At 69.4% G+C, this 25700-nt stretch carries 21 protein-coding genes and 2 pseudogenes; 7 read left to right on the top strand and 16 right to left on the bottom strand.

The genetic code is table 11. The annotated features are described in order from the left end of the window. Positions 1-17: 17 nt before the first annotated feature. The 6 genes and pseudogenes from SALPAC3_RS0100195 to SALPAC3_RS0100170 form a co-directional block, all read right to left on the bottom strand. Positions 18-686, bottom strand: a complete 669-nt coding sequence (locus SALPAC3_RS0100195) for a response regulator (RefSeq protein ID WP_018219241.1) — start codon at positions 684-686, stop codon at positions 18-20. Then, positions 674-1831, bottom strand: coding sequence for a sensor histidine kinase (locus SALPAC3_RS0100190; protein ID WP_018219240.1), 1158 nt, complete (start codon positions 1829-1831; stop codon positions 674-676). Before SALPAC3_RS0100190 ends, SALPAC3_RS0100195 begins: the two co-directional genes overlap by 13 nt. Further along, entirely contained in the window at positions 1828-2559 is a 732-nt protein-coding gene (locus SALPAC3_RS0100185) for a YqeB family protein (protein ID WP_018219239.1), read from the bottom strand. Before SALPAC3_RS0100185 ends, SALPAC3_RS0100190 begins: the two co-directional genes overlap by 4 nt. 217 nt (positions 2560-2776) lie before the next feature. Continuing rightward, on the bottom strand, positions 2777-4039 hold the full coding sequence (locus SALPAC3_RS0100180; RefSeq protein ID WP_018219238.1) for an MFS transporter: 1263 nt from the start codon (positions 4037-4039) through the stop codon (positions 2777-2779). Then, positions 4036-4625, bottom strand: a pseudogene (locus SALPAC3_RS25180) (helix-turn-helix domain-containing protein). Before SALPAC3_RS25180 ends, SALPAC3_RS0100180 begins: the two are co-directional and overlap by 4 nt. A gap of 251 nt (positions 4626-4876) precedes the next feature. Beyond that, on the bottom strand, positions 4877-5242 hold the full coding sequence (locus SALPAC3_RS0100170; protein WP_232430430.1) for a GNAT family N-acetyltransferase: 366 nt from the start codon (positions 5240-5242) through the stop codon (positions 4877-4879). Positions 5243-5345: 103 nt separating this feature from the next. Here SALPAC3_RS0100170 and SALPAC3_RS0100165 point away from each other — a divergent pair, with 103 nt between their 5' ends. The 3 genes from SALPAC3_RS0100165 (at position 5346) to SALPAC3_RS0100155 (ending at position 7309) form a co-directional block, all read left to right on the top strand. Further along, positions 5346-6083 (top strand): class I SAM-dependent methyltransferase, encoded by a 738-nt coding sequence (locus SALPAC3_RS0100165; protein WP_018219235.1) that lies wholly within the window; start codon positions 5346-5348, stop codon positions 6081-6083. 125 nt (positions 6084-6208) lie between these two features. Then, entirely contained in the window at positions 6209-6553 is a 345-nt protein-coding gene (locus SALPAC3_RS27790) for a hypothetical protein (protein ID WP_155254338.1), read from the top strand. Between the two features lie 249 nt (positions 6554-6802). Then, complete coding sequence (locus tag SALPAC3_RS0100155) at positions 6803-7309, top strand: HAD domain-containing protein (protein WP_018219233.1); 507 nt, start codon at positions 6803-6805, stop codon at positions 7307-7309. Between the two features lie 9 nt (positions 7310-7318). Here the strand turns inward: SALPAC3_RS0100155 and SALPAC3_RS0100150 are convergent, their stop codons facing one another. The 3 genes from SALPAC3_RS0100150 to SALPAC3_RS0100140 form a co-directional block, all read right to left on the bottom strand. Beyond that, positions 7319-7747, bottom strand: coding sequence for a DUF4279 domain-containing protein (locus SALPAC3_RS0100150; protein ID WP_232430429.1), 429 nt, complete (start codon positions 7745-7747; stop codon positions 7319-7321). Between the two features lie 87 nt (positions 7748-7834). After that, complete coding sequence (locus SALPAC3_RS0100145) at positions 7835-8872, bottom strand: peptidyl-alpha-hydroxyglycine alpha-amidating lyase family protein (RefSeq protein WP_018219231.1); 1038 nt, start codon at positions 8870-8872, stop codon at positions 7835-7837. A 331-nt stretch (positions 8873-9203) separates the two neighbouring features. Then, entirely contained in the window at positions 9204-10133 is a 930-nt protein-coding gene (locus tag SALPAC3_RS0100140; RefSeq protein WP_018219230.1) for a LysR family transcriptional regulator, read from the bottom strand. Between the two features lie 135 nt (positions 10134-10268). Between SALPAC3_RS0100140 and SALPAC3_RS0100135 the strand changes: the two genes are divergently transcribed. Both SALPAC3_RS0100135 and SALPAC3_RS0100130 read left to right on the top strand, forming a co-directional pair. Beyond that, the gene (locus tag SALPAC3_RS0100135) at positions 10269-11069 is read left to right on the top strand and encodes a glycine betaine ABC transporter substrate-binding protein (RefSeq protein ID WP_018219229.1); all 801 of its coding nucleotides are present in this window, start codon (positions 10269-10271) and stop codon (positions 11067-11069) included. A 53-nt stretch (positions 11070-11122) separates the two neighbouring features. Further along, the gene (locus SALPAC3_RS0100130; protein WP_018219228.1) at positions 11123-11602 is read left to right on the top strand and encodes a VOC family protein; all 480 of its coding nucleotides are present in this window, start codon (positions 11123-11125) and stop codon (positions 11600-11602) included. Positions 11603-11815: 213 nt separating this feature from the next. Here the strand turns inward: SALPAC3_RS0100130 and SALPAC3_RS0100125 are convergent, their stop codons facing one another. After that, positions 11816-12655, bottom strand: a complete 840-nt coding sequence (locus SALPAC3_RS0100125) for a metallophosphoesterase family protein (protein ID WP_018219227.1) — start codon at positions 12653-12655, stop codon at positions 11816-11818. A 291-nt stretch (positions 12656-12946) separates the two neighbouring features. On the opposite strand from SALPAC3_RS0100125, the gene SALPAC3_RS0100120 reads away from it, so the two are divergent. Continuing rightward, positions 12947-14350 (top strand): sensor histidine kinase, encoded by a 1404-nt coding sequence (locus tag SALPAC3_RS0100120; protein ID WP_018219226.1) that lies wholly within the window; start codon positions 12947-12949, stop codon positions 14348-14350. Further along, a complete protein-coding gene (locus SALPAC3_RS0100115; RefSeq protein ID WP_018219225.1) occupies positions 14314-14976 on the top strand; it encodes a response regulator in 663 nt (220 codons plus the stop codon). The genes SALPAC3_RS0100120 and SALPAC3_RS0100115 overlap by 37 nt, the downstream gene beginning before the upstream one ends. Positions 14977-15069: 93 nt before the next feature. Here SALPAC3_RS0100115 and SALPAC3_RS0100110 read toward each other — a convergent pair whose 3' ends face one another. The 6 genes and pseudogenes from SALPAC3_RS0100110 to SALPAC3_RS0100080 form a co-directional block, all read right to left on the bottom strand. Then, positions 15070-17634 (bottom strand): FtsX-like permease family protein, encoded by a 2565-nt coding sequence (locus SALPAC3_RS0100110; protein ID WP_018219224.1) that lies wholly within the window; start codon positions 17632-17634, stop codon positions 15070-15072. Next, a complete protein-coding gene (locus SALPAC3_RS0100105; RefSeq protein ID WP_018219223.1) occupies positions 17634-18437 on the bottom strand; it encodes an ABC transporter ATP-binding protein in 804 nt (267 codons plus the stop codon). The genes SALPAC3_RS0100110 and SALPAC3_RS0100105 overlap by 1 nt, the downstream gene beginning before the upstream one ends. 137 nt (positions 18438-18574) lie before the next feature. Further along, positions 18575-21415: a helix-turn-helix transcriptional regulator gene (locus SALPAC3_RS0100100; RefSeq protein WP_026185108.1), complete on the bottom strand. Its 2841-nt coding sequence runs from the start codon at positions 21413-21415 to the stop codon at positions 18575-18577. 1234 nt (positions 21416-22649) lie between these two features. Then, positions 22650-23426 (bottom strand): thioesterase II family protein, encoded by a 777-nt coding sequence (locus tag SALPAC3_RS0100090; protein WP_018219220.1) that lies wholly within the window; start codon positions 23424-23426, stop codon positions 22650-22652. Between the two features lie 100 nt (positions 23427-23526). After that, a pseudogene (locus SALPAC3_RS28530) lies at positions 23527-23738 on the bottom strand (carboxyl transferase domain-containing protein); the annotation flags it as partial. A gap of 164 nt (positions 23739-23902) precedes the next feature. Further along, entirely contained in the window at positions 23903-25684 is a 1782-nt protein-coding gene (locus SALPAC3_RS0100080) for an MFS transporter (protein WP_018219217.1), read from the bottom strand. Positions 25685-25700: the final 16 nt, after the last annotated feature.

Here is a 25700-nt window from a genome sequence, read left to right as displayed (position 1 = left end):
CTCGTCCGTCTCGCCGCTCACTCCCGAGCCTGGTGAACAAGGATCGCCACCTGCACACGGTTCGCACAGTCCAGCTTCGCCATGATCCGGGAGACGTACACCTTGACCGTCGCCACGCTCATGAACAGGTCGCCACTGATCTCAGCGTTCGACTGGCCCGCGGCCACCCCCTTGGCGACCTCCCGTTCCCGGTCGGTCAGGTGCGCCAACGCGGCCCGGGCGACCTTCACCTGGTCCCGGCGCTCGTCGTCGTCCGCCACCTGGACAACGTAGTCGATCAGTCGCTCGACGACGGCCGGGGAGAGCATCGGCTCCCCCGCCGTCACGGCCCGCACCGAATCCTGGATCTGCCGCGGTGGCATGTCCTTGAGCAGGAACCCATTGGCTCCCGCCCGCAGCGCCCGCAGGATATGGTCGTCGGTGTTGAAAGTGGTCAGCACGATCACCGCTGGCGGGTCGTCGAGCGATCGCACCGCCGCGGTGGCGGACAGGCCGTCCAGACCCGGCATCCGAATGTCCATCAGCACCACGTCCGGGCGTAGCCGCCGGGCGGCAGCGACCGCGTCGGCACCGTCCGCCGCCTCCGCCACCACCTCGATGTCCTCGGCCGCGCTGAGCACGGCCGACAGTCCGACCCGAACCAGCGCGTCGTCGTCCACGACCAGCACCTTGATCACGCCGACCACGGTAGCCACGCCTCCACCTGGAACACGACGCCCCCTTCCGGAACACGCCGCATGCCGTACGACAGTCGGCCACCGGCCAGCGCGACCCGCTCCGCCAGCCCGACGAGACCGGAGTGGCTGCCGGGAACCGGTGTGCCACCCGGGCTGGCCGGGGCGTTGCGCAGCCGGACCCGGACCTCCCGGGCGCCGGCGCGCTCCAGCAGAATCTCGACGGGCCTGCCCTGCGCGTGCTTACGCGCATTCGTCAAGCCCTCCTGAACCAACCGATAGATCGTCCGGCCGACGTGTTCGGATGGATCGCCGGTAGCTCGAAAGTCAATGCAGATCTCAGTGCCGGCGGCCCGCGCCTCGGCGACGAGCCGGGCAAGATCGGCTATTCCGGGCTGCGGGCGCAGCCCGTCGGTGTCGGTGCCGGCACGCAGCACGCCGAGGATCTCCCGGAGATCCTCGAGCGCCCGATGCGACTGCAGCCGAATGCCCGTCACGGACTCAGCGACGCCGGACGGCAGATCGGAACGGACCTCCAGCGCGCCGGCCTGCAGGCTCACCAGCGAGATACGGTGCGCCAGTACGTCGTGCATCTCTCCAGCAATCCGCTGCCGTTCCTGCACGCGCAACTGCTCAGCCCGCTCCTGCGCCTCGATCTCGGCCCGCTCGGCCCGCTCGTACAACCCAGCGATCGCCTCGTACCGGGCCCGCGTGGTGCTGCCCGCTGCCAGCACGAGCGACATCAACGCCACGTAGATCATATTGGTGTTGAAGGCGCTCAGTTCGGGAGCCGGAAACAGTACCGAGTAGGGGACGTAGATCAACAGGCTCGCCCCGAACGTCGCCGCCGTGGTGGACCAGCTGCGGAGCGCGCTTACCGTGTAGACGGCGATCAACACCGCGACGATCACCAGATCGGTGACGGTGAGCAGCAGGGCGAGCACCACCGTGACGGCGACCGGATACCGCCGCCGGAACCACAGTGTGACGGTGCCGAGCACCGCCAGGCCAAATGCCGCGTTCAGCGCATCCCCGGTGAGCTGGCCACGTTGCTCGGCCTCACCGGCGATGGCCAGCGCGCCCAGCGCCGAGACCGCCATCAGCGCGAGGTCGGCGAGGCGGTCCCGGACCGAAGTGGCCGGACGGGGAACGGTCACGACCGGACGAGCGGGCGCCAGAACTGATGCACACCCTCGTCCCGAATGACGTACCCCATCTTTTCCAGCGCCGCGCTCAGGGCGTGGATCTCGCGGTGCGCCTTGTTCTTCAGCGCCGACTGCCGGGCCGCGAGCACGTCGTTGGCCGCGGCCGGCAGTTCCGGGGTGGCGGCTGCCCAGGAGCGGAAGAGGTCAGCGTACGGATCGTGGTCGTGCCAGGGGTAGCCGTGCTGGCGGAACCCCGCGGCGATTGTCGCCTTCGGCGCCTGGTGTCGGTCCCGGACCAGCTGGCACGACCGCTTGTCGAGCACCACGAGCTTCTTGCCATCCAGGAACACCGCCGACACCTGGTCGCGGGCGAAGATACGGGTGTCGTCGTCCTTCGTCACCCGCAGCTCGGCATCGTCGATCGTTACCCGCAGCGACTCACTCACCACGACGAACGCCGTCACCACCGCGAGCACCAGCCAGATGGCGAGGTTCACGGCAACCTCCCACGGCCTGTCGATCCCGCCAACGAGCCAAAAGATCGGTTTGAGCGGCAGTGCCGTCTCCCAGCTCAACATCCACCGAGCCAGCGGCGGAAGGGAGAGCCCGACCAGGAGCACCAACCCGGGCAGGCCCAGGAACAAGGCGAGCCGGTCGGACAGGGGAGCCATCAGAACCGTCTGTCCACCGCCACTATCAGTACTGACACGAGGTCCCTCGCGGAACTCGTTGGTGGCCATTTCGCGCACCTTCCGACTCATCGGGCATCCCAGATATGACCCGGCTCGACCTTCACGCTAATCGGCGATCGACGGGCCGCACCAGTAGCCGATGGTTGAGCTCTCGATTGCTCGTCACAACCATCGACAGCCCCCGCATCACGCCTTTGACCTGCAGTTTTTCCGAGATCCGGCGAGACCTTGACAGGGATCCTCCAGCCGGCCTGTTTACTTTCGGCTAAACGTGGCGGTGCGCGGCGGAGAGCACGGCGCGGCGCAGTGCCGGGCTCGAGAGAGCAACGAGCCCGGCAGTTCCCGCGAGCGCAGCCCCGCCCAAGAACGCCGCCGCCGGCCCCCATAGCCCGGTGACCAAACCGGTGATCGCGTAGCTGACCGGAATGCCGCCAAAGCCGGCCAGGCTACTCAGACTCATCACCCGGCCCAGATACTGCGGCGGTGTGTGCGCCTGCAGCAGGGCCGTCCCGAGCGTGCCGGCCAGACCGACGCCTACGCCGAGCAGTAACGACGCGGCGACCGCCCACAGCCGGGTTGGGGCAGAACCGACAGCGGCGAGCGCAACCCCGGTCAGCACGGCGAGCGGGCCAACGAGCAGGCCAGCTCGGGGAAGGTGGCCGAGCACCGAAACCACCACCGCGGCCGTTGCGGCACCGATACCGAAGCCGCCGACGAGCAGACCGACCCCCGCAGCGCCCCAACCGCGTTCCTGGGCCAGCAGCGCGATGCCCACATTGAACGGGCCGGTGAAGCCCAACTCGGCGACTGCCGAGACGAGCAGAATCGTGCGCAGCAGCGGCGATCGCGCGGCCACAGCCAGCCCGGCCCGGACCTCTCTCCCCATCCCCCGTGCTCGGCCGGTTTCCTCGGCGGGCTTGGCGACTAGGCCGGGGCGAAGCCGGACTGTGGCGAGGGCGAGCACCGAAACGGCGAAGGTGAGCGCGTTGAGCGCGAACGCCGCCGCGATCCCGGCCGTGGCCACGACCGCCCCGCCGAGCGGCGCACCAGCAACGATCGCGCCCCGCGCCAACGCCATCCGCATGCCTTGCAGCCGGGCGAGGTGCTCCGCCGACACCAGGTACGGCGGCAGCGCCCCGACGGCGGGCAGGAACACCGCGTCCACCGCCCCGAACACCAGCGCCACCACGATCAGCACCGCGAGGGCTGGTTCGGTGGTGGCTGTGGCCACCGCCGCAGCGGCCATCACCGCGCAGCGCAGCGCGTCGCTGCCGAGCATCAGCCGCCGCGCACCCCATCGGTCCACCACCGCCCCGCCCAGTAGGAGTAGCACCAGCCGGGACACCGACGCGGTGGCCAGGACCAATCCGGCTCCACCGGCGCCGGCGACCTCGGCAGCGGTCCAAGCCAACGCCACGAAATAGACCTGATCGCCTACCAGCGACACGCCGAAACCCGCGAGCCAGCGCCGAACGTTCCCATCCCGGTAGGGAGGCGGTTGTCGGACCGCGACCGCCTCCCGCGTCACGGCTGGAACGGGAAGGCGTGCATGAACATCAGAACGTGTTTCCGGGCGGGCGCGTCGGGTCGGTCCTCGGCGCCGGCTCGCCCGCGCTCAGCCCACTTCCGCGCCACCGCCGTCAGCTCCGCGCTCAGCTCGGCCAGCTCTGGCGCCGTGAGCCGAAGCAACGACTCGCTGGCGAGCGAGGCGTCGGTCCACGCCTCGCCCCAGGCGTCGTCCTCGTCGATCCACCGTTCGAGGCGGCTGATCTGATGGGCCAGTAGCTGGCGTTTGGCCGCGACCGCCACGCCCCGGGCCTGCGGATCCCCGGCGAACTCCGACCCCGCGAAGTTGAAACCCTCGTGGGTCTTGCGCCACCAGCGCTCCCGCCGATCACCGGAGCGGCGCGGCGCCTCCTCGATGAACCCGTGCGCGGCCAGTTCCCGCAGGTGATAGCTGACCAACGAGAGCGACTCGTCAACCAACTCGGCGAGCCGGGACGCGGTCGCCTCCTCTGCTGCGGTCAGCGCGTAAACAACCGTAGCCGCAACGGATGGGTGAGCATCCGTAGCTCGGCGACGTTCTTGAGTCGCCGGCTCGATCCAGGTGACATGCATCGACCGTAGCAGCTCAAATACTTTTGTGTAAATCTTTGTCATAGTTGGCCTCCGGGGCGCCGACCACAGCCCAGCAGGCTCGGTTGCTGCCGAAGGGCATCGCCCTTCGCCCACCGCGAGCCGGTTGTCGATGGCGGGCCAACCACGGCAAACCCGAAATGTCTACGGCTTCGGCAAGCGCCGCCGCGGGATCAGTGGTCGAAGTACGGCGTCAGCTGACCGGAAGCCGCCGGCCTTCGGCCGGGGGTCAGCTCCTGCCTGCCAGCATCGACTTGGAGCACAGCACGTCCGGCAGCGGCAGGTAGCCGCGTGACTGCCAAAACTGCAACCCGGCGGCGTTGTCCGGCATGACGAGCAGGTTCACCCTCGGGCAGTCCAACTGCCGAAAGCGGCTCTCCAGTTCATCCACCAGCCGGGCGGCGACGCCCTTCCGGCGGCAGGCCGGGTGCACAGCGAGTCGCAGGATCCAGCCCCGCCGCCCGTCAAATGTTTTCATGGTCATGGCCACCGCCTCGCCACCCAACTCGGTAACCAGAAACAGCTCCGGGTCGCGGGTCAGTTTGGCTTCCAGCTCAGCGCGGGGCAGGACGTCACGACCCGCGGCTGTCCACACCGCGACCACACGCGTCGTAGTCGCTCCATCGGAACTGGCGTATGTGAACTGTCACAGCCGGTCTCCTTGTCGCAGGCACTGTTGCCGCGGTTTGCTCATCGACATGGCTCGCATCGCATACGACCGCACGGAGGCGGGTGCGTTCGCCTCGACCCGGCACCTCGGCGACCAGGAGGCCGACGAGTGGCGGGCAGCTGTGGCCCGGCACCTGGACCCGCGACCGGGCCTGCGGCTGGTGGACCTGGGCTCCGGCACAGGTAGCTGGGCCAAGGCGTTCTCCTCCTGGTTCCCCGGCATCGAGGTAACCGCAGTCGAGCCGTCAGCGGCGATGCGTGAACGGTCGGTATACCAACCCGTCCTCGCCGGCGACGACACCGACATCCCGCTCACCGATGCGAGCGCCGACGCCGCCTGGATCTCCACCGTCATCCACCACGTGCCCGACCTGAACGCCACAGCCCGCGAACTACGCCGCGTCCTGCGCCCCGGTGCGCTGGTCCTGATCCGGTCCGCGTTCGCCGGCCGGCACGAAGCGATCACGCTGTTCCGCTACTTTCCCGAGGCGATTCGGGTTCTGGACACCTACCCGAGCGTCGCCCAGGTCGAAGCAGCCTTCGCCGGTGAAGGGTTCTCCACCGTCAGCCGGGAGCAGATCCCGCAGATCACCGCCGCATCGCTACACGAAGCAGCGCGCACCCTGCGCCGAGCGGCACACACCCCGCTGCAACTGATCACCGACGAGGAGTACGACAACGGCGTACACCGCCTACGCCAGGCAGCGCTCACCGAGACCGGACCGGTGATCGACGCCCTGGACCTGCTCGTACTGCGCAGAGCATGATCGGGAGGATCGGTGGGGCAATACCGCTCCACGCCGGTCTCGACGCCGATGCCCGGGACGAGGCGGTCGGCCGGTGGGTACTGGCGTCCTGGACCGCACCACGCTCGGGCCGGCCGCTATACAGCGTGGACGGCAAAACGTTGCGAGGCGCCGGACTGGCCGCCGTCCAGGTACGCCTGCTCACCGTGCTGGACCAACACAGCGCAACCGTCCTGGGTCAGGTCGAAGAGGCCGACTACCGCGGTCCCGTGAGCGACCAGGAATTCACCGACGCAGAGCATGCACTCGGGGCAGCGTTGCCAGCCCGATGGCGGGCATATCTGCAAGGCCCGTCCTGGTTTCGCCGAGGGTGGACGAGAACAGAGTCCTATGTGCGGCTCAACACACCACACGAAATGCTTGAGCAACACCACGCATGGAAGCAGAGCAACAAATCCCACCCCGGACTCGCAATCATCGGCGGCGACTGATCCCGCGAATATCTCCTGCTCGACCTGCGCAGCGATCCCGCACCGGTCCTGCTGGCGGACATCAGCAGCACCGGCTGGGACGACGCCATCCGGCAAGCTGATGAGGTCGGCGAGTTCATCGGCCGTATCGAGGATGGCACCTTCGCGTTTGACTTCGGAGATTAGCGCTGAGGCCTACACCCGACGCCCCATCAGCAGCGTGGCCGACATCCGAACACCCCCTGCAGATGACATCGATATGATCTGATCGTGCTGCCCGACCTCGATGAGCGCCCCCTGATCTTTCTGGACGTCGACGGAACGCTCATCCCGTTCAAGGCCCGCCCTGGCAGTCGTACGGCTTGCCCAAGCGATAGCGGCAACCCGCTGCTCGATCGGCTTGACTCGAATGACGGGCGCCGACTGCTTGAGCTGGACTGCCAGTTGGTCTGGGCCACCACCTGGATGGCCAAGGCGAACGAGGTTGTCTCGCCCCGGCTCGGGCTTCCGGATCTGCCCGTCGTCGAGTGGCCTGACAGCGATGACACACGAACCGACGGTTTGCACTGGAAGACCGCGCTCCTCGCCCAATGGGCTGATGGACGCCCCTTCGTCTGGCTCGACGACGAGACAACCGAACGGGACCGCCGATGGGTCGCCGACTGCTACCCCGGACCGGCACTGCTGCCACGCATCGAACCGACCGTCGGCCTGACCGAGACGGACTTCTCCGCAATCCACCAGTGGCTCAGTGGGTCCAACCTTCCCGGCGGCTAACCCCGCATCTCACCAGTCGTAGGCATACTCGTCGATGTCCAGTTCGGCACCCGTGAGCCGCAGGAACTCCAGCGTCGGCCGGTCAAGGTGCCAGCCCAGCAACTGATGCTGTCCCGGTAGCTTCTCCAGTCCGTCGATCGGCCCGGGGAGGTCCTCCGGTTCGCCTGCAGGGTGCCCGAAAGCCCGTACGACTTGAAGGACTGCCGACCCCGGACCACCATCCGCCCGGTCAAGTTCCGCCACGAGCGCACCGATCAGTGGGGCGTACCCGAACAATCGATCGACGATGCATGCGATCTGCTCGTCAACAGTCATGCTCGGCGTTCGACAGACCACCTTCCAGCAGTGTGCAGCCGGGAACACTGGATCAGCCGGGTGACGGCTGCCTCGGGTGGTGACTTCATCCGGCTCGATTCCCAGGCGTGCCGTAATCTCCACCGCGGGCACCGAGCGCGGACCCGCTATCGCTGGGACACGCAACCCACCACCCGGCTCCGTTAACCCCTACTGCCGTCGCGAGACTATTCACTGGGAAGCCCATCGCCACAGGGGGGCACCGGCAAGAGCGGCCACGTATATCTCCCCCCGGACACCGATGGCGAGTTGGTGGGGGTTGGCGCGCTGGTCAGCTAGCGCCCACCGGTGGGTGACCTGCCCGGCGGTCGACAGCCGGCAAACGTAGCCGCGCTGCTCACCGTTGTTCTCATCCAGGAGATCTCCGCCGTCGAGGACGTAGACCGCGTCGTCTGGACCGATCGCGACGTCGTAAGGACGGCCCAGGGCGCTGCTGTGCCACACGTGCCGCACCGACCCGTCGGCATTGAAGACCTGCACTCGCGCGTTGCGCCGGTCAGCGACGTACACAGCTCCATTGCTGTCCAGGGCCACCCCATGCGGAATGTTGAATTGTGCCGGCTGGTCACCGAGTTCGCCCCACTGGCGGGTCAGCACGCGGTGCGTGTCGAACCGGGCCACCCGGGAGTTACGGTAGCCATCGGTGACGACGATGGACCCGTCGGCCGACACGGCCACGTCGGTGGGGCGGGCGAAGATGTACTCGTCGAGGGTGCACGGCAGGTTGCTGAGGACGTTCCGTACTCGCAGGCAGGTTTCCAGCCCGGTGGGATAGTCGTGGCCCAGTTCACCGACCTGCCGCCCCGCCGCGTCGAACGTGGTGATCTTGTTGGTACTGACGTCGGTGACCCAAAACCGTCCCGCACTGTCGGCGGTGATCGAGTGAGGGGAACGAAACCGTCCCGCTCCCCAGGTCCGGCGCACCGTGCCGTCGCGCGGGTTCAGCACGACGACCGTGTCCGTGTCGATGACCGCGTCGTGGGCGAACGCGGTCCCCGCCCGGTGCAGCAGAGCTATCTCCCCGGTAGGCCCCACCGTGATTCCGGTACCGATACGCGCCGTGGTGGGTAACCGTCCCCACGGCCGTAACAGCCGGTCCTCGGGGATGGCGCCCACCGCGGGATCGCTGACCGTGGCCGCTGAGGGCGGATCGCCCCAGAGCGTAGCGCCGGCGGCGGTGAGCAGACCAAGACAACTCCCGGTCAGCACGGCGCGGCGCGACAGTTGGGGGCGGGTCGAGCGTTTCGACGGCGGTTGCGATGACATGGTTTCACCCTGCCCATGCGCCCTACCAAGATCAATCAGGTGTTCCCCGGACCGAATCGCTCAGGTGTTACCCGTACGAACCCTGAGCACCTCATCAGGGCACGGGCCGTCCAGGCCCAGGTCCTTGCGCACCGCACCGCGCGGCCATGACTGTCGGCCCCCGCCTGCGCCCGGAAACGATCATCGTCACCAGCCGTGACCTACCAAGGCGCCAGCTACCCGCCGTCATGTCGCTCACCAGACACAAACATCGCACCGCCTACCGCCGGTGGCTCTAAGGTCTCCCGACGTCCAGGGCGGGGAAGCGCTGGCGGACATGGGTGGGGGTGAGGGGGACCTCCTCGGCAAGCATGTCGAGGAAGGCGTGGGTGATGGGGTCGGGCTGGCTGCGGGTGTACGCGGTCAGGGGGCGCAGCAGCGCGGGGTCCGGGCGGATCAGCGCCGCGTCGAAATGGGGAGGAACGGTGTTCCCAGGGACGAGCGCCAGGCCCAGCCCGGCCGCGGCGAAGTTAACCGCAAACGGCGCCTGCTGGGTGCGCACGGTGATCCGGGGCTGGAAGCCCGCCTCGGCGCAGGCCCGGTCGAGAAGCTCAGCCAGGCCGCTGTCGGGGGTGAAGTGCACCCACTCCCGCTCGGCGAGGTCGGCGACGCGGACCCTGCCGCCGGGGGCCTCGGCCAGGGGATCGTCGGGGTGGGTGACCAGGAAGAACTCCTCCGCGCCCAGGTGCCGGATGGGGCCCTCCCAACTGGGCGGGGGCGGGCCGATGGCGATGTCGGCCTCGCCGTCCGCCATGGCGGCCGCGAGTTCGGTGGTGTGCCGGTGCTCGAAGAGGGTGACGCGCACATCTGGGTGCCGGGCACGCCAGAGCGCCAGTGCCGTGGGCAGAATGCCGTAGCTCACCGAGTAGAGCGTCGCCAGCTGAAGCTCCCCCGAGGCGACCCCGGTGGCACGCCGGGCCGCGGTGACGGCCCGGCGGGCGTCGGCCAGGGCCGCTCGGGCAGACGGCAGCATCGCACGACCGGCGGCGGTCAACCGCAGGCCGCGGGGCAGGCGTTCCAGGAGGCGGCCGCCCATCTCCTTCTCGAGGGCGTGGAACTGGTGCGACAGCCCGGGCTGGGTGATGTTGAGCAGGGCGGCAGCCTGGGTGAAGGACCCCTCGTCGACGATCGTCACGAAGTATTCGAGCTGACGAAGCGTAGCCATGCACTCAGCTTATCGAGTCAAAAATTTCCTGTCATTGGACGCATGACGTGTGGTGGGTGCAATCTGGTTCCGCCGCGGGGAACTCCGGTCCTCCCGGTTCTCACAACACCCGACGCGAAAGGCAGGGAATTTCGCATGGACACGGGCATTCGCCAGCCGGCGCTCATGGTAGGGAACATCTCGCTGTCGTTCCACCGCGCCGCGGCCGCGGTCACCCGCCGCGTTCTGGAGGATTCCGGGCACGAAGTACGCACCATCGAGGCACCGCACCAGCGGCTCTTCGAGTTGCAGGCCACAGGAGAGGTCGATGTGCTCGTCTCGGCCTGGCTGCCCTCCAGCCACGGGGAATACCTGTCCGCATACCGCGACCAGGTGCAGGTCCTGCCCGCGCACTACGAGCCGTACTGCGTCTGGGCGGTACCCCCGTACGTCCCGGCCGACGCGGTCGGCGAGGTCGCCGACCTGGCCCGCCCCGACGTGGCCGACCGAATGACCGGGACCATCGACGGCATCAATCCCGGTGCCGGCATCAGCCGCTTCTCCGCCCAGATGGTCCGTGAATACGGTCTCGATCGGCACGGCTACGCGTTCCAACCGGGGACCGAATCTTCCTTCGTCAGCCGGGTGGAGCGCGGTATCGCCGAGCGCGAATGGTTCGTGATTCCGCTCTGGCGGCCACAGTATCTGAATCTGCTCCACGGCCTGCGGCCGCTGTCCGAGCCCAAGGGCCTGCTGGGCGGAGTGGACGCGGCGAGCCCGGTCATCACCAACCGCGCCATGGACGTCATCGCCCCCGAGGCGTTGGAACGGCTACGCGGCCTCCACCTCGGCAACGAGGGAGTGGAAGCGATCGACAAGCTCATCAACGTCGACGGGCTGGCACCGCTGGACGCCGCCGACCGCTACCTGGGCCGCGAGGCCGCCGGCACCGGCTGACCCCGCCCCTTGTTCCATCCCGCACCACACCCATCCCCAAGGAGAGAACCAGCATGACCGCCCCCATTTCCAACCTGGGCCTGGACCACATCGCCCTGCGCACCTACGACATCGACGCCAGCGTCCGCTTCTACACCGAGGCACTGGGCTTCCGGGTCGCCCACGAGTGGAGCGCGCCCGAGGCCGGCGTCAACCGCTGCGTCTTCCTCGACGCCGGCGACGACCGGGTGATCGAGCTCTTCGACGCCGCCTCCACCCCGCCCGGCGGTTCGGCGCGGCAGTTCGACGCCGAGCCCCGTCCGAGCGACGAGGAGCGGGCGCGAGCCGCCACCCTGGTGCACTTCGCGATCCGTACCGAGGAGCCGGCCGTGCTCTTCGAGCGGGCCGTCGCCGGCGGCGCCCGTCCGCTGATGGCGCCCGCGCGGATCGAGACCAAGGGGGCCACCGCCATGACCCTCGAGGTCAGCTTCGTGTACGGCCCCAACGGCGAGGTCATCGAGTTCATCAAGCGGCCGCGGCCGCAGCAGTCCTGAGCGCCGGGCGGCGTTGACTCGGCCAGACCTGGCAGCGACGTGAGGAAATCCCGGTCCGGGCCGCCTCGGACCGGGATTCGTCGGGAGTGCCGATCGGAGCCGGCCAGGCGCCCTGGCTGGCGCTGCTGGTCAACGGGCGAACCCTGGAACCGGAGCCAATTCACCACTCTGCTGGGCCGACGATCGACCGCAGCTGCCTCGTCGGGGCGAAGGTCAGACCGCTGCGGGCGTGGGCAGCACCGGGCGCAGCCACGAGGCGGGGTGGCCGCGGGGGCGCCACTCCCGGGGATAGCCGATGGAGACCTCCTCGAAACGCACCCCGTCGTGCCAGGTGACTCGGGGGATGTGTAGGTGGCCGTAGATCACGGTGCGCGTGTGGAAGCGGCGGTGCCATCCGGCGGTGAGCTCGGTGCCGCACCACTGGGCGAACTCGGGGTACCGCAGGATGTCGGTGGGCGTGCGGACCAGCGGGTAGTGGTTGACCAGGACCTTCGGCACGGTCGGATCGCAGTCGGTGAGGCGGTCCTCGGTCCTGGTCACCCGGGCTCGGCACCAGGCGTCCCGGCTCGGATGCGGGTCGGGGTGGAGGAAGACCTCGTCGGCACAGACGATGCCGGCGGCGTGGGCCCGGGCCAGGGCCTGCTCCTTGCTGGTGACGCCCGGCTCGCGGAACGAGTAGTCATAGCCGACGAACAGCGGCGCCACCAGTAGCGGCCCGCCGACGCCGGTCCAGACCGGGAAGCTGTCCTCGGGAGTAGTCACGCCGAGGTCCCGGCACCGCCGCACCAGGGCCTGGTAGCGGGCGTCGCCCCGCAGCTGGACCGGGTCTTGGGGGTGGGTCCACAACTCGTGGTTGCCAGGCGCCCAGATGACCTTGGCGAACCGTTCGCTGAGCAGGGTCAACGCCCACGTGACGTCGGCGAAGAGTTCGGCGACGTCGCCGGCGACGATCAGCCAGTCGCCCGCCGCGTGGGGCCGCAGGCTCTCGACGATCCTCCGGTTCTCCGGGTACGCCACGTGCAGATCGCTGACGGCGTAAATACCGGCGTTCATCGGTGCGGTCCCCTCATCTGGCCCGGTACGGCGACGACGGTCAGGGGTTAGCCCCGTACCGCACCGACTCCCGGAACATCGCACCGTCGCCGACGGCATCCGGCGCCGGACGGCGTCCGACGTCGACGAAGCGCGTGGCCCACACGCTAGGGTCCGCCGCCGGCCACGCCAACCCTTAACGGACCCCTACCCCGGTCTCACCGGCACGCCGCCGCCGGACCGCCGTGACGGCCGGCCCACCGGGACCACTCAGGAGCCCAGGTCTCACCCCGACGTGGGACACTCGTATCCATGGGCGAGTTGATCAGCGACGCGGTAGCCGAGCCGGGGTCACCACTCCGCCCGGTTGATCCGGAACGCGTCGGCCCCCACCGGCTGCGCCGCCTGCTCGGCGTGGACGCCATCACCATCGCGCACATCCGGCCGGCCCTGTCGCGAGCCCTGCGGGCGACCGGCCGGGGCGTGGTGCTCGCGGCCACCGCCGTGCTCAGTCTGGTCCTCTTCGTCGCCACCACCCTCGCCACGGCGTTCATCCTGCTCGGCGTCGGGATGCTACTGCTGCCACTGCTCACTCCGCTGGTCCGCCGGCTGACCGGGCTGTGCCGGGAACTCGCCGCCCGCTCCGGGGTCACCATCGCCACGCCGTACCTTCCCGGAAGGCCGTCGGAGCCGGGGGTAGTCGGCTGGGTGCAGCGCTGCCGATTCATCCTCACCGACCCGGCAAGCTGGCGTGACCTACTATTCTTGCTGCTCAACGCCGCGGTCGGCTTCGTGCTCGGGCTGCTGCCGGCCACTCTGCTGGTGTACGCAGTGGAGGGGTTGTTGCTCTCCTCCGGGTTCTGGATGCTGATACGGGAGTCCGGGGTGGACTTCTGGTACGGCTTCACCCCGATGGACACCTGGCCACGGGTGGGGGTCGGGGCCCTGGTCAGCCTGACGGTGTTCGTCGTCTGGCTGGCCGCGGCCCCAAGGCTGGTCGCCGGGCACGCACACTTCGCCAGAGCACTGCTCGGGCCGAGCGGGCGAGCGTTGACCGCCTCCCGCATGCGGCACCTCTCGGAGACCCGGTCGGACGTCATCAACATCCAGGCCACCGAGCTACGCCGGATCGAGCGCGACCTACATGATGGCGCGCAGGCACGGCTGGTGGCGATCGGCATGAAGCTCGGCGCGGCCACCCGCCAGCTGCGTACCAATCCGGATGCCGCGGAGATGCTGCTGGTCGATGCACGCAACGCTACCGCCAGCGCGCTGGAGGAGTTGCGCTGCCTGATCCGCGGCATCCACCCGCCGGTACTCGCCGAGCGCGGCCTGGCGGACGCCGTCCAGGCGATCGCGTTGGAGAGCCCGATCGACGTCGCCGTCACCGCCGACGTGCCCGGTCGATTGGCCGCGCCGGCGGAGTCCGCCGTCTATTTCGCCATCTCCGAACTGTTGACCAACATCGTCAAGCACGCCAACGCCGACCGGGCGAGTATCGACCTGCGCCATCAGGACGGTGCCGTGCGCGCGGTGGTGGTCGACAACGGCCAGGGTGGCGCGGATGCCGGCACCGGCACCGGTATCCGGGGCATCGAACGGCGTTGTGCTACGTTCGACGGGACATTCGTCCTCAGCAGTCCCGAAGGTGGGCCAACCATCGCAACCCTGGAGCTGCCGTGCGCGTTGTACTCGCCGAGGACCTCTTCCTGCTGAGACAGGGCATGGTCCAGCTCCTCGAATCATACGACTTCGAAATCGTCGCGGCGGTTGACAATGGTCCGGCCCTGCTCGATGCGCTGGTGACCCTGCGCCCGGAGGTGGCGGTGGTGGACGTGCGGCTACCGCCGACCTTCACCGACGAGGGTCTCCAGGCTGCTCTGGAGGCGCGGCGCCGCTGCCCCGGGCTACCCATCCTGGTGCTCTCCCAGCACGTCGAGCAGTTGTACGCCAAGGAGCTACTCGCTGACGCCAGCGGCGGCATCGGCTACCTGCTGAAGGACCGGGTGCTCAACAGCGACCAGTTCGTGGACGCCATTCGACGGGTCGCCGACGGTGGCACCGCGATGGACCCGCAGGTGATCTCGCAGCTGCTGGCCGTCCGGTCCCGCCGGGAACCGCTGTCGATGCTGACCCCGCGTGAACGGGAGGTGTTGGAGCTGATGGCCGAGGGATGTTCGAACACGGCCATCGCCCAGCGCCTCATCGTCAGTCAGGGCGCGGTCGCCAAATACACGACCAGCATCTTCGCGAAGCTCGATCTGGCACCGGCGGAGGACAGCAACCGCCGAGTGCTGGCCGTGCTGGCCTACCTCAACAGCACCCGCGTCGACGTCGCCTGACAGCACCCCGGCCCGGGGGCGGGCCTGCCGACGACGGCACGTAGTGGTGCCCCGGTCGGGCCACCGGGGCACCACTGGTCGTTGCGCTGCTCGCTACTCCACGGCGACGGCAGCTTCCGCCGGCCGGGCGAGCATCGCCCGGCGTCCGGGCAGCAGGGTGGCGGCGAAGGCGAGCACCGCCGCGCCCGCCACCACGGCCAGGTAGATCCAGAACGGCCCGGATGGTACCGGTCGCCCCAGCACCACGATGCTGAACGGCAGCAGCGTGGCAATGGAGGCGATGGTGCCGAGCACCACCCCGATGACGGTGACCGTGCCCGCCTCCACACTGAGCATCAGCAGGGACTGCCGCCGGGTGGCGCCGATGAGGCGCTGCATACCCAACTCCTGGCGGCGACCAGCGGTCGCCACGATCAGGGTGTTCGCCACCGAGATCAAGGTGTAGCCGGCGACCAACGCGACGAGCAGATAGTTGACCCACGCCAGGGTCTTGGTGCGTTCGGCAAAGGTGGTGATCGCCTCGCGTCCCTCGATCATGGTGCCGGGGTGGTCGACGACCTCCTCCCGCAGATTGGCCACCAACGTGTCCCGGTCGGTGCCGGGCTCGGCGGTGACGAGGATCTGTCGGGACAGTCCGGTGGTGCTGTGCGCGGCGAGCAGGTCGGCGGGGAGCAGGATCGTCTCGAACCCCTCCTTGGCCGGGTAGAGCGCCACCACCCGCAGGTCCACCGCCGACCGGTCGCCGAGCCGTAGGGTGATCTGGTCGCCCACGCCGAGGTTGAGGTTCCTCCCGGCGACCTCGGGCAGCGCCACCGCGTCGCCGGTGAGGTCACCCAGGCTTCCGGCGACGGTCCGGATGCCGGTGATGGCGGCGGCGCTGGCGCCACTCACGCCCTGCAGGGGCCACGGCGACTCGACGTGCGACCCGTCGTACGGCTTGTTGATCCAGCCGGCGCTGGTGACGTACGCCGACGCCGCCTCGACGCCCGGCGCGGAGCGGATCGCCTCGACGGTGTCGGCGGGGAACCCACCGGTGGTGGAGCTGAGCACCACGTCGGCACGGAGGTTCTCGGAGTAGTAACGCTCGGCGGCCTCGTTCTGGGTGGTTTGGAGGTAGAAGTTGGCCACCGCCAACGCCACCGCCAGCATGATCGGGGTGACCGCAGCGGCCACCCGGACCGCCCGCGTCCGCACGTTGATCGTGCCGAGGTAGCCGGCGAGCCCGAAGAACGCCCGCACCGGCAGGCTCAGTACGGCCGCGAGGAGCCGGGTGAGCCCCGGGCTGATCAAGGCGATCGAGATCGCCCAGCACATCACCGCCGGCCCGGCGGTGGCCGAGGCCACCGGCCCCTCCATCACGATCGCCGTCACCAGGATCAACGCGAATCCGCCGGCGAAGAAGAGAAGGGAGAACAGCACCCGGGGCCAACTGACCCACCTGCGTTGCAGGGCCGCCTCGGCGATGCCAGCAGTCGGCCGGATCTTGGAGGGGCGTCGACCGGCGACGTAGGCGGCCACCAGGGCGGCGAAGATCCCGATGGCGGGCGCGGCAAGGTAGGGAAGGAAGCCCTGGTGGAACTCGACCACCGGCGAGATGACCCCGGCCGCCGAGACCAGGCGGTAGAGCAACGGACCCAGGAACACCCCCGGGAGGCAGCCGAGGATCGCCGCACCGACCGCGACCACGAGCGCCTCGCGACGCACCATCGTGCGGATCTGCCGCGGTGTCGCGCCGATGGAGCGCAGCAGGGCGAGTTCCTTCTGCCGCTGCTGCACCGACAGGCCCAGAGTGCTGGCGATCACGAAGATCGCCACGAAGACCGTCATCCCGCCGAAGACGCCGGCGAGCGGGATGAGCTGCGCCTGCCCGCCGACCGCCTCGGGGAACTCGGCCAACCCGCGGTCATCGCCGATGAGGACCACCAGCTTGCGGTCGGCGAGGGTCTGTTCGATCCGGCCGCGCAGATCCGCCACGTCCGTGCCGGGCTTCGCCAGCACACCGATCGCGTCGGCGCTGCCGGCGTGTGGGTTGAGCCGCCGCTCGTCGTCGCTGGAGAAGAAGAGCGCGGACTGGCTCGTCTCGCCCGGCGGGGCGGCAATGCCGGTCACTCGGAAGGAGGAGGTGGCGCCGCCGACCACGATGTCAACCCGGTCACCGACTCCGACCTGCGCCAGCCGCGCCACCCCCCGGTCCAGGACAACCTGACCAGCCTGGGTGGGTGGCCTCCCGTCCAGCTGGTACGGCCCGAGTTCGGCCGACTCCCAGCTGTGGCCCAGCGACCCGGACCCGACGATCACCGGCGCCCCGTCGCGGACGACGGTGGCGGTGAAGGACGACTCAGCGATGGCCCGTTCGACCCCGGGCACCCCCTGGATCTTGCTGACCAGCGCCGGATCGATCCAGTACCGCTCGGCCAGCGGGACCGACTTGATGTTCTTGGTGTCCTGTGGGTCCTCCTTGGGCACGCCATAGGTCTGCTTACCGCTCACCACGACGTCGGCCGCCGCGAGCCGCTGCGGCGGGACCGCCAACCGGACACCGGTCTCCATCAACCCACCACTGGCGACGATCAGCGCCACGCCGAAGAAGACCGCGAGGAAGGTCGCCATGAACGCGAGCCTGCGGTAGCGCAGGGTGCGCCATGCGAGGTACATCATCAGAAGCCACCCCGGCCGGTGGACTGCGGCGCGCGACCCTGCTGCCATGCGGTCAGGTGCGTCATCCGCTCCGCCACCACGTCCGCGGTCGGGGCCTCCAGCTCACCGACGAACTGCCCGTCAGCGAGAAACAACACGCGATCCGCAGCAGCGGCGGCGACCGGATCGTGAGTCACCATGATGATCGTCTGGCCGCTCGCCGCCGTCTCCCGGAGCAACTGCAACACCTCACTGCTGGTCTGGGTGTCCAGCGCGCCGGTCGGCTCGTCGGCGAAGATCACTGCCGGCCGCATGATGAGCGCACGCGCGATCGCGACCCGCTGCTGCTGACCACCGGAGAGCTCGCTCGGAAGATGCCTGCGCCGCTCCGCCAGCCCCACCCGACCCAACACCTCCACCACAGCGGAACGATCCGGCCGCCGGCCGGCCAACCGGAACGGCAAACCCACGTTCTGCTCGACATTCAGCGCCGGCATCAGGTTGAACGCCTGGAAGATGAAACCGACCCGCTCCCGACGCAGCCGGGTGAGCTGGTTCTCGTTCATCCCGTTGAGTTCCTTGCCGTCCAGCACCACCGACCCGGACGAGGGCACGTCAAGCCCCGCCGCACAGTGCAGGAAGGTGCTCTTGCCAGAACCCGAGGGCCCCATCACCGCCGTGAAGCTACCCCGCGAAAAGCTCATCGTGACGCCCCGCAGTGCCTCCACCCGATTCCCGCCGCGCCCGTACGCCTTACGCACGTCGTCCAGCCACACCGCGTCCGCGCCGTCAACCGAGGTCCGCCGGTCCTTGTTCCTGTTCACCTCATGCTCCCCCGCAGAAGAAGTCGCCGAACGGCGGTGGGTACCTGTTCACGGTATGAATCGAGCAGGCGCCATTCTATGGAGCTAATGACCCGAACAGGTGGGCCTAGGCCCACCTACAGACCGACCACACCGGGTCAGCTCGCCTGGACCGGCGCCGACTCCCACTGCGGCCAGGACTGCTCCGCGCCACTCGACGTCACGGCCAGCAACCCGGCCCCAGCGGAGTCCATGGGCAGCCCCAACGACAGTTCGGTGCGGCGCCGGACGTTCAGCTTCCGATAGACCCGGGTGAGGTGTTGCTCGACGGTGCTCACCGTGATGTACAGCTTCTTGCCGATCTCCCGGTTGGTGTGGCCAAGCGCGGCCAGGGTCGCGACCCGCTGCTCGGCGTCGCTGAGTCGGGACATCTCCTCGTGCTCCGGCGTGGCGTCCGCCTCGTCGCCCCCGGCCGCGTCGCCGCTGGGCAGCAGCCGGCGGCACAGCGCCTGCGCCTGGATGTCCTTGGCGAGTTGGGTGGCGCTGCGCGCCACCACCCGTGAGGTGTTGAACTCCCCCCGGCCGTAGTGCGCTCTGCTGAGGGCGGCGAGGGCCAGGGCGAGCTGGAACCGATCACCGGACTCCTGGAGCAGGTTGGCCGCCTGGCGCAGGGTGTTGACCCGCTGCTTCACGTCCAGCGCCGAGCCGAGTAGCCGCAGCGAGATACCCCTGGTGCGAATGCTCTGGGCGCCGGGACGGGAGAGTTGCTCGGTCACCATCTTCCGCGCCAGATCGGGCCGGCCGGAGCGCAGGTAGACCTGGGCCAGGTCGCCCCGCCAGGGCAGCAGGGTCGGCAGGTCCATCCCCCACTGGGTGGCCAGATGCCCGCAGGTCTCAAAGTCGGCGAGCGCGGCGTACACCCGTCTCCCGGCCAGGTGTAGATGGCCCCGGGCGCGCAGATACAGCGGCCAGAACCAGGTGTCCCGCATCGCGTCCGGGATGACGTACCTGAGCAGGGCCTTGGCCTCATCGAGCTTGTCCAGGCCGATTTTGGCGAGCAGCATGTTGGACAGCGGTGAACCGATCGCGACGCCCCAGTTGTGCGGCGACATCGCGTCCAGGGCCTCGCGGGCGAACCGCTCGCCGAGCGGCAGGTCACCCTGCCGGAGTGCGATGTGCGACCGGACGTCGGACAGGATGGCGTGCCAGGTGGTGCCCCGGGAGCCGGCCTCCGCGCCGAGTGCGTCGCACCAGTGCACCGCCTGGTCCATCCGGTCGGCGTAGACCAGCGTCTGCAACGCACACAGCGCCGACTCCGGGCCGACATCAACCAGCATGTGGCTGCCGAGCACCTGCTCGGCTCGGGCGATCGCCTCGTCGGTCACCCCTTCGGTGAGCACGGTGGTCAGGGACGGCGTGGCCCACCCAAGCGAGCCGTCCGTGCGGGACAGGGCGCGGACCGGCGTGGTCGCCGCCGTGGCGCCGGGGGCGGCGTCGAGCCCCGCGAAGGCGACCGGGAAGTACAGCCGCAACCATTCGGCGCCCCCGTCCAACTCGGCGGCGGTCGTGGCGTCCAGTTGGTGTCGGGCGTCCCGCAGGTGCCGTAGGGTCTCCTGGGCTTCCTCCAGGTGGCCGTGCCAGAGCTGGTAGCGCAGCAGCGCGGCTGCGTGCCGCTCGGAGAGGTGCCCAGCCCGCAGGGCGTCGCGCTGGGACTGGAGGTGCTGGCTGACCGCTGCCGGGCTGACCCGCCACTGGCAGTCGGCCAGCATTGCGGTCAGTGCTGCCCGACGGGGTGCGTCGTGGCACATCTCGTGGGCCAGTTTGAGCGACTCGACCGCGTCGTCGACCCGGTCGTCGGCGAGCGCGTGCGTCGCCGAGTCCTGTAGGAGAGCAATCGCCCACGGCTCGGTCAGACCCCCGGCCGCGAGCAGATGACCCCCGATCGCCGGAACCGGGGCGCCCTCGGCGTGCAATAGCTCCGCCGCGCGGGCGTGCATCTCGGACAGCGCCTCCGGGTCCAGGTCGTGCAGCACCGCCGCGCACGCCGCGGGGTGTCGGAACCGGCCCGCGTCCAGCAGGCCGGACAAGGTAAGCGCCTTGAGCACCCACTGGACCCGGGCCGGCTTACTGTCGAGCAGCCGGGCCAACAGTGCCGGGGTGGCGAACTCGTCGAGCAGGGCCAGCCCGTGAGCCGTCGCCAGGATCGCTGGGTCCCACCGCCGCAGGCACGCCAGGACCGCCTGACGGAACTGGTCGCCGACGACCGCTTCGGTGGCGTCGGTCGGCCCGGCGGCACGCCGGTCCTCGCCGAGCGCGTGTAGCAGCAGTGGGTTGCCGCCGCTGATCCGGTGGTACGCCGGGGCCTGCGCCAGAGCCGTCTCGTCGTCGGTCCAGCCCCGGAGCACCTCGGCGACTCCGGCCTCGGACAGCGGTGACAGCTGGATGGTGTAGAAGCATGCCTGCCGGGTTAGCTCGGCGCGGAACTCGGGGTTGACCGGCTGCGGTTGCGGCGACTCGGTGAGGACCACCAGGATCTGTGCGGCGGTGAGCCGGCGCTGCAGGTAGAGCAGGGTCTGCAGGGTGGTCTTGTCGGCGAACTCGACATCGTCGACGAGTAGGACAAGCGGCCGGTCCCGGGCGATGTCGAGCAGCTTGCCGCACATCACCTGCACGGCCCTGATATCGGCATCGCCCTTGGTCGTGGCGGCCTCGGGGCCGATGAACGCGCCGACGCATCGCATCACCTCGGTCGGCAGCGGCACGCTGTTGAACAGCTGCCCCATCACGGCGGCCGGCAGCATCTGCTCTGCCCGCGAGCAGGTGGCGCTCAGCACCAGCCCGCCTGCAGTGTCGACATGATCGGCTACGGCCCGCAGCAGCTCGGTCTTGCCCGTGGCACCGGGACCGCTGATCAACACGACCCGTCCTCTGCCCGTGGCGCTTCCGGCGTAAAGGTCCCGCAGGATGTCGAGCTCGCGGCCTCTCTCTACGAGTTCCACCCGTCTCCCTTTGTCAGCGATGACGCATCGAACGGAGCGCAGCCGCCTACCGGGACAGGCCCCCGACGAAGAGGTTCGGCTCGATGCCATGCGGTCCGCCGAGCCCCACCCGGCCACTGGGCAGCTCAGCCCGAAAACCATGATTTGCAATGATGATCGTCAATTGGATTGACGCTTTCACCGCGCCTCGACGGCGAGGACAGCATACCTAGACACGCGTACAAGTTGGAAGTGGGATGGTGACACTTCGTCACCGAATATCACGCCAGGACGAAAGTAAGGTTTGGTTGACCTTCGCTCGGCTTGTTGAGCACCACCGACGAGGCAGCGTAGGGGTGGTGAACGAGCGCACTCGTCCTCAGTAGACCACAAGCTCCGACGCCAGTCGTCGCCCGCGAACAGGCGCCACTCGTTGCCGGCCTCCCACACCGCGTTCGGTGCCGGCCGGGATGATCGCGAGGCAGAGTGGACGTTGGGCGGGTAGCTGAGGCGGGGCGGGTAGTGGGGACCAGGCAGCACCTGGTCGACGGACCCGCTCCGGGGGCGCGCCGTGGTATCGGCGATCGGTCACCGTTGCCGCAGCCCTTGCAGGCCCTCGGCGTCCGCCGGGCACCCGGTGCTCGATCCGCTTCATCCCGGGCCTTGACACGTCACGTCGGCCGACTGAGGCGACCGTGCTGGAGCACGTCACCAGCGCGCGGCTGACCACCGGCGCGTCGCACCCACTGGTGGATGCAGGACGGCGAGAGATGGCCGCCCTCCGCAACCTCGCGCTCGCCCTGATCCGGTCGGCCGGACACCCCAGCCGGCGAGGCACGTCACGCCGCAGGTGATCGGGCACGTCACCAAGAGCATCGCAACTGGAGGGTGTTCGTCTTGGCCGGTCAGGCGTGGGAAGACAGCAATATTACAAATCAATTCCAGTGTTGATCAGCCGTGCCGGCCTGGCGACAAAGGCATCACGAATGCTACTCCCTGAGCCAGGAAGTGGCCCAGGTTGGCCAGCCGCCGAAATTCGGCTGCCGACCGAGGGTAGGGGTCCCCTCCGCGTGGACGAACACAAAGACGAACAGCAACGACAGTTCAATGGTCAGCCGGGAAACTATGGCCGCCGCAGCGACGACCCGTCACGGGTCATGGTCTACCGCGGGACCAGGCCCCAAGATCGCCGATTGAGGGGCACGGTAACCGGGGCACACCGGTTGCCGGCGTCCCCCTGTCACCGTCGTCCCGGTTACCCGATCGGCTCGCTGGGCAACAGCCGCTCCAGCTCGGCCCCGATCAGCCGGATCACGTCGCCGGCATGGTCATTGAGATAGAAGTGCCCCCCGGGGTAGACCTGGACGTCGCAGTCACCGGTGGTGTGCCGACACCAGTCGTGCGCCTCGTCCAGGGTGGTCATCGGGTCGACGTCACCGGTGAGCACGGTGATCGGGGCGTCCAGCCGTTGGTCCGGGTCGGCCCGGTAGGTCTCCACCGCCTTGTAGTCGCCCCGCACCGCGGGCAGGATCATCGGCAGCAGCTCCGGATCGCCCAGCACCCGCGGGTCCGAGCCGCTCAGCCTGGCCAGTTCCCGCAGTACCCCGGCGTCGTCCCGGGTGTGTACGTACCGCTCATCACGAACCCGGGACGGGGCCCGACGACCGGAGACGAACAGTCGCAGCGGTGGTCGGCCCGTCCGCAGTTGCAGCCGCAGGCCCACCTCGTAGGCGAGCACCGCGCCCATGCTGTGGCCGAAGAGCGCCACCGGCCGGTCCAGCCACGGCCCCAGCGCATTGAACACCCCGTCCGCCAGGTCGGTGATTGAATCCAGCACCGGCTCATGTCGGCGGTCCTGCCGGCCCGGGTACTGGATCGCCAGCACGTCAACGGCGGGCGAAAGTGCCTTGGAGACCGGAAACAGGTAACTGGCCGAACCGCCGGCATGCGGCAGTGCCACCAGCCGGATCGCGCTGGACGGCGCCGGATGGAACCGCCGCACCCAGAGGTCGTTCTCGAGGGTTGCCGTCATCACTGGTCCCTTACGGATCGGCGCTGCGGGTACCTCCGCAGCGGGACATCTGGAGCCGGACGTTCCCGGGCTGGCCTGGCCCCGGTGGCGCCTCGGCCAGCACTCGGGGAACCACCGCCTCGACGAGGGCGTGCAGCAGCTTCGCCCCGCGCCGGACCACCCCGCCCGCTCCTCCTTGTCACCGAGCAGGTGCCCGGGGAGGGTGACCAGGACGACCAGCGGTACGCCGAGCGCATCGCGCGTCCGCACGAACCGCGCCGCAACCTGATCGTCATCATTGCTCCCTGCCGGGCGGACCGGTCGGCACGCCACGCGGCACCTTCGTGCGGCACCGGTGTCCTCTGACGAGGCGAGCGTAGGAACGCCCGGAATGCCGGGACAACCCCTATACGGAGCGCCGGCCCCCCTAGCCCCACCACTGCTGCGAGCTGCGCAACCCGGCGCACCAGGCTGATACTTCCATGGTAAGCGGAACGTCACCGCCCGACCGGGCCGGTACGGTCCGGCCACCGGGTGGGCCGGCCGGGGGGTGGCGACGGGGCGGCCGGCTCCGGACCGATCTGGACCGCCGGACCCGGCTCAGCGTCGGCGGTCGCCTCCGCCGGCACGGCGTTGGTCGCTGTCGATTCGGCGTTGACCGGGGTGGCATCGGCGGCGGCCACGGTTCCCTCGACGTGGGTCGCGCCGTTGGCCGTCGAGGGGGTCGGGTCGCCGGACCCGCCGGACGGGCCCTGCCCGGGCACCGACACGCCCACGTTGCGCAGCAGCACGGCCGCCAGGAACGCCGTCACCAGCAGGATGCCGGCCGAAACGATCGCGGCGGCCCGCAACTCGTCGGTGAAGGCCGCCCGCGCCAGCGTCACCAGGGTGTCCGCTGCGGTCGTGGAGAGCGTCCGGCTCTCCACGACCGCGCCGCCCAGCGTCTCCCGGGCCGCAGCCCAGGCCTCCGACGGCACCCCGTCCGGTGCTTCGCCGGAGAGCTCCCGCCGGTAGACGTACGCGCCGATGCTGCCGAGGATCGCGACGCCGAGGGCCGCACCGAACTGGCTGCCGGTCTCGGAGAGTCCGGCAGCGGCGCCGGCCCGCTCCGGGGGCGCGGTAGAAACGATCAGCTCGGCGCTCAGCGTCAGCACCATGGCGACGCCACCCGCCAGCAACGCCTGGCCGAGCACCGCGGGGGCCAGGCCCGACTCGTCGCCGACCTGGGCGAGCACCACGCAACCGGCGGTCGCCACCAGCAGGCCACCGGCGGCGACGTAGGCGCGTTTGAAGCGCTGGGCGAGCATCGGGGCCAGCACGGCCGCGCCGATGCCCGCCGCACCGGCGGCCGGCAGTGACCACAGGCCGGCGGTGAACGGGCGCAGCCCGAGCACCAACTGGAGGTACTGGCTGATGAAGAACATGAACCCGACCAGCGCGAAGTTGGCGAGCACATTCATCACCACCGCCGCGCTGAACGCCGGGGCACGAAACAGCCGGACATCGATCACCGGGTCGTCGAGGCGCCGCTGACGCAGCACGAAGACGGCCAGGAAGGTCAGTCCGGCGACCAGGCCGGCCACCGGCGGCCAGTCCATGCCGTCCTCGGCGAACTGCTTGACACCCCAGATCATGGGCAGCACCGCGACGAACGCCAGTACCGTGCTCAGCAGGTCGGGCCGCCCGGCGGCCGCGTTGCGGAACTCGGGCAGCAGCAACGGCGCCAGGATCAGCAGGAGCAGCATGATCGGCACATTGATCTCGAAGACGGCGCCCCAGGAGAAGTACTGGAGCAGCGCGCCGCCGGCCACCAGGCCGATGACCCCACCGGCGGAGAAGCCGGCCGCCCAGATCCCGATCGCGGCCCGTCGCTCGTTCTCGTCGTGGAACATGTTGCGGATCAACGACATGGTCGACGGCATGAGCGTCGCACCGGCGGCGCCCATCACCGCCCGGGTGCCGATCAGCATGCCGGGGCTGGTGGAGAGGGCCGTCGCCACGGACGCCGCGCCGAACACCGCCGCGCCGATCATGAGCAGTCGCCGGCGCCCGATCCGGTCCCCCAGTGTCCCCATCGGAATCAGCAGGCCAGCCAGTACGAAGGCGTAGACGTCCGTGATCCAGAGGAGTTGGCTACTGGTCGGCTCAAGGTCCGCCGTGATGAATGGCAGAGCGTACGACAGCACGGTCATGTCCATACTGATGATCAGTGTCACCATGACGAGTACCGCGAGACCGATCCACTCGCGGCGACCGGCCTTTGCCTGCGCTGTAGCCATGGCCAAAAGCTACACG

It is taken from the genome of Salinispora pacifica DSM 45544 (genome assembly GCF_000378845.1).
Lineage (GTDB): Bacteria > Actinomycetota > Actinomycetes > Mycobacteriales > Micromonosporaceae > Micromonospora > Micromonospora pacifica.
Note: the sequence above shows the minus strand (reverse complement) of the source record. Positions and strands in the feature narration are given on the sequence as shown.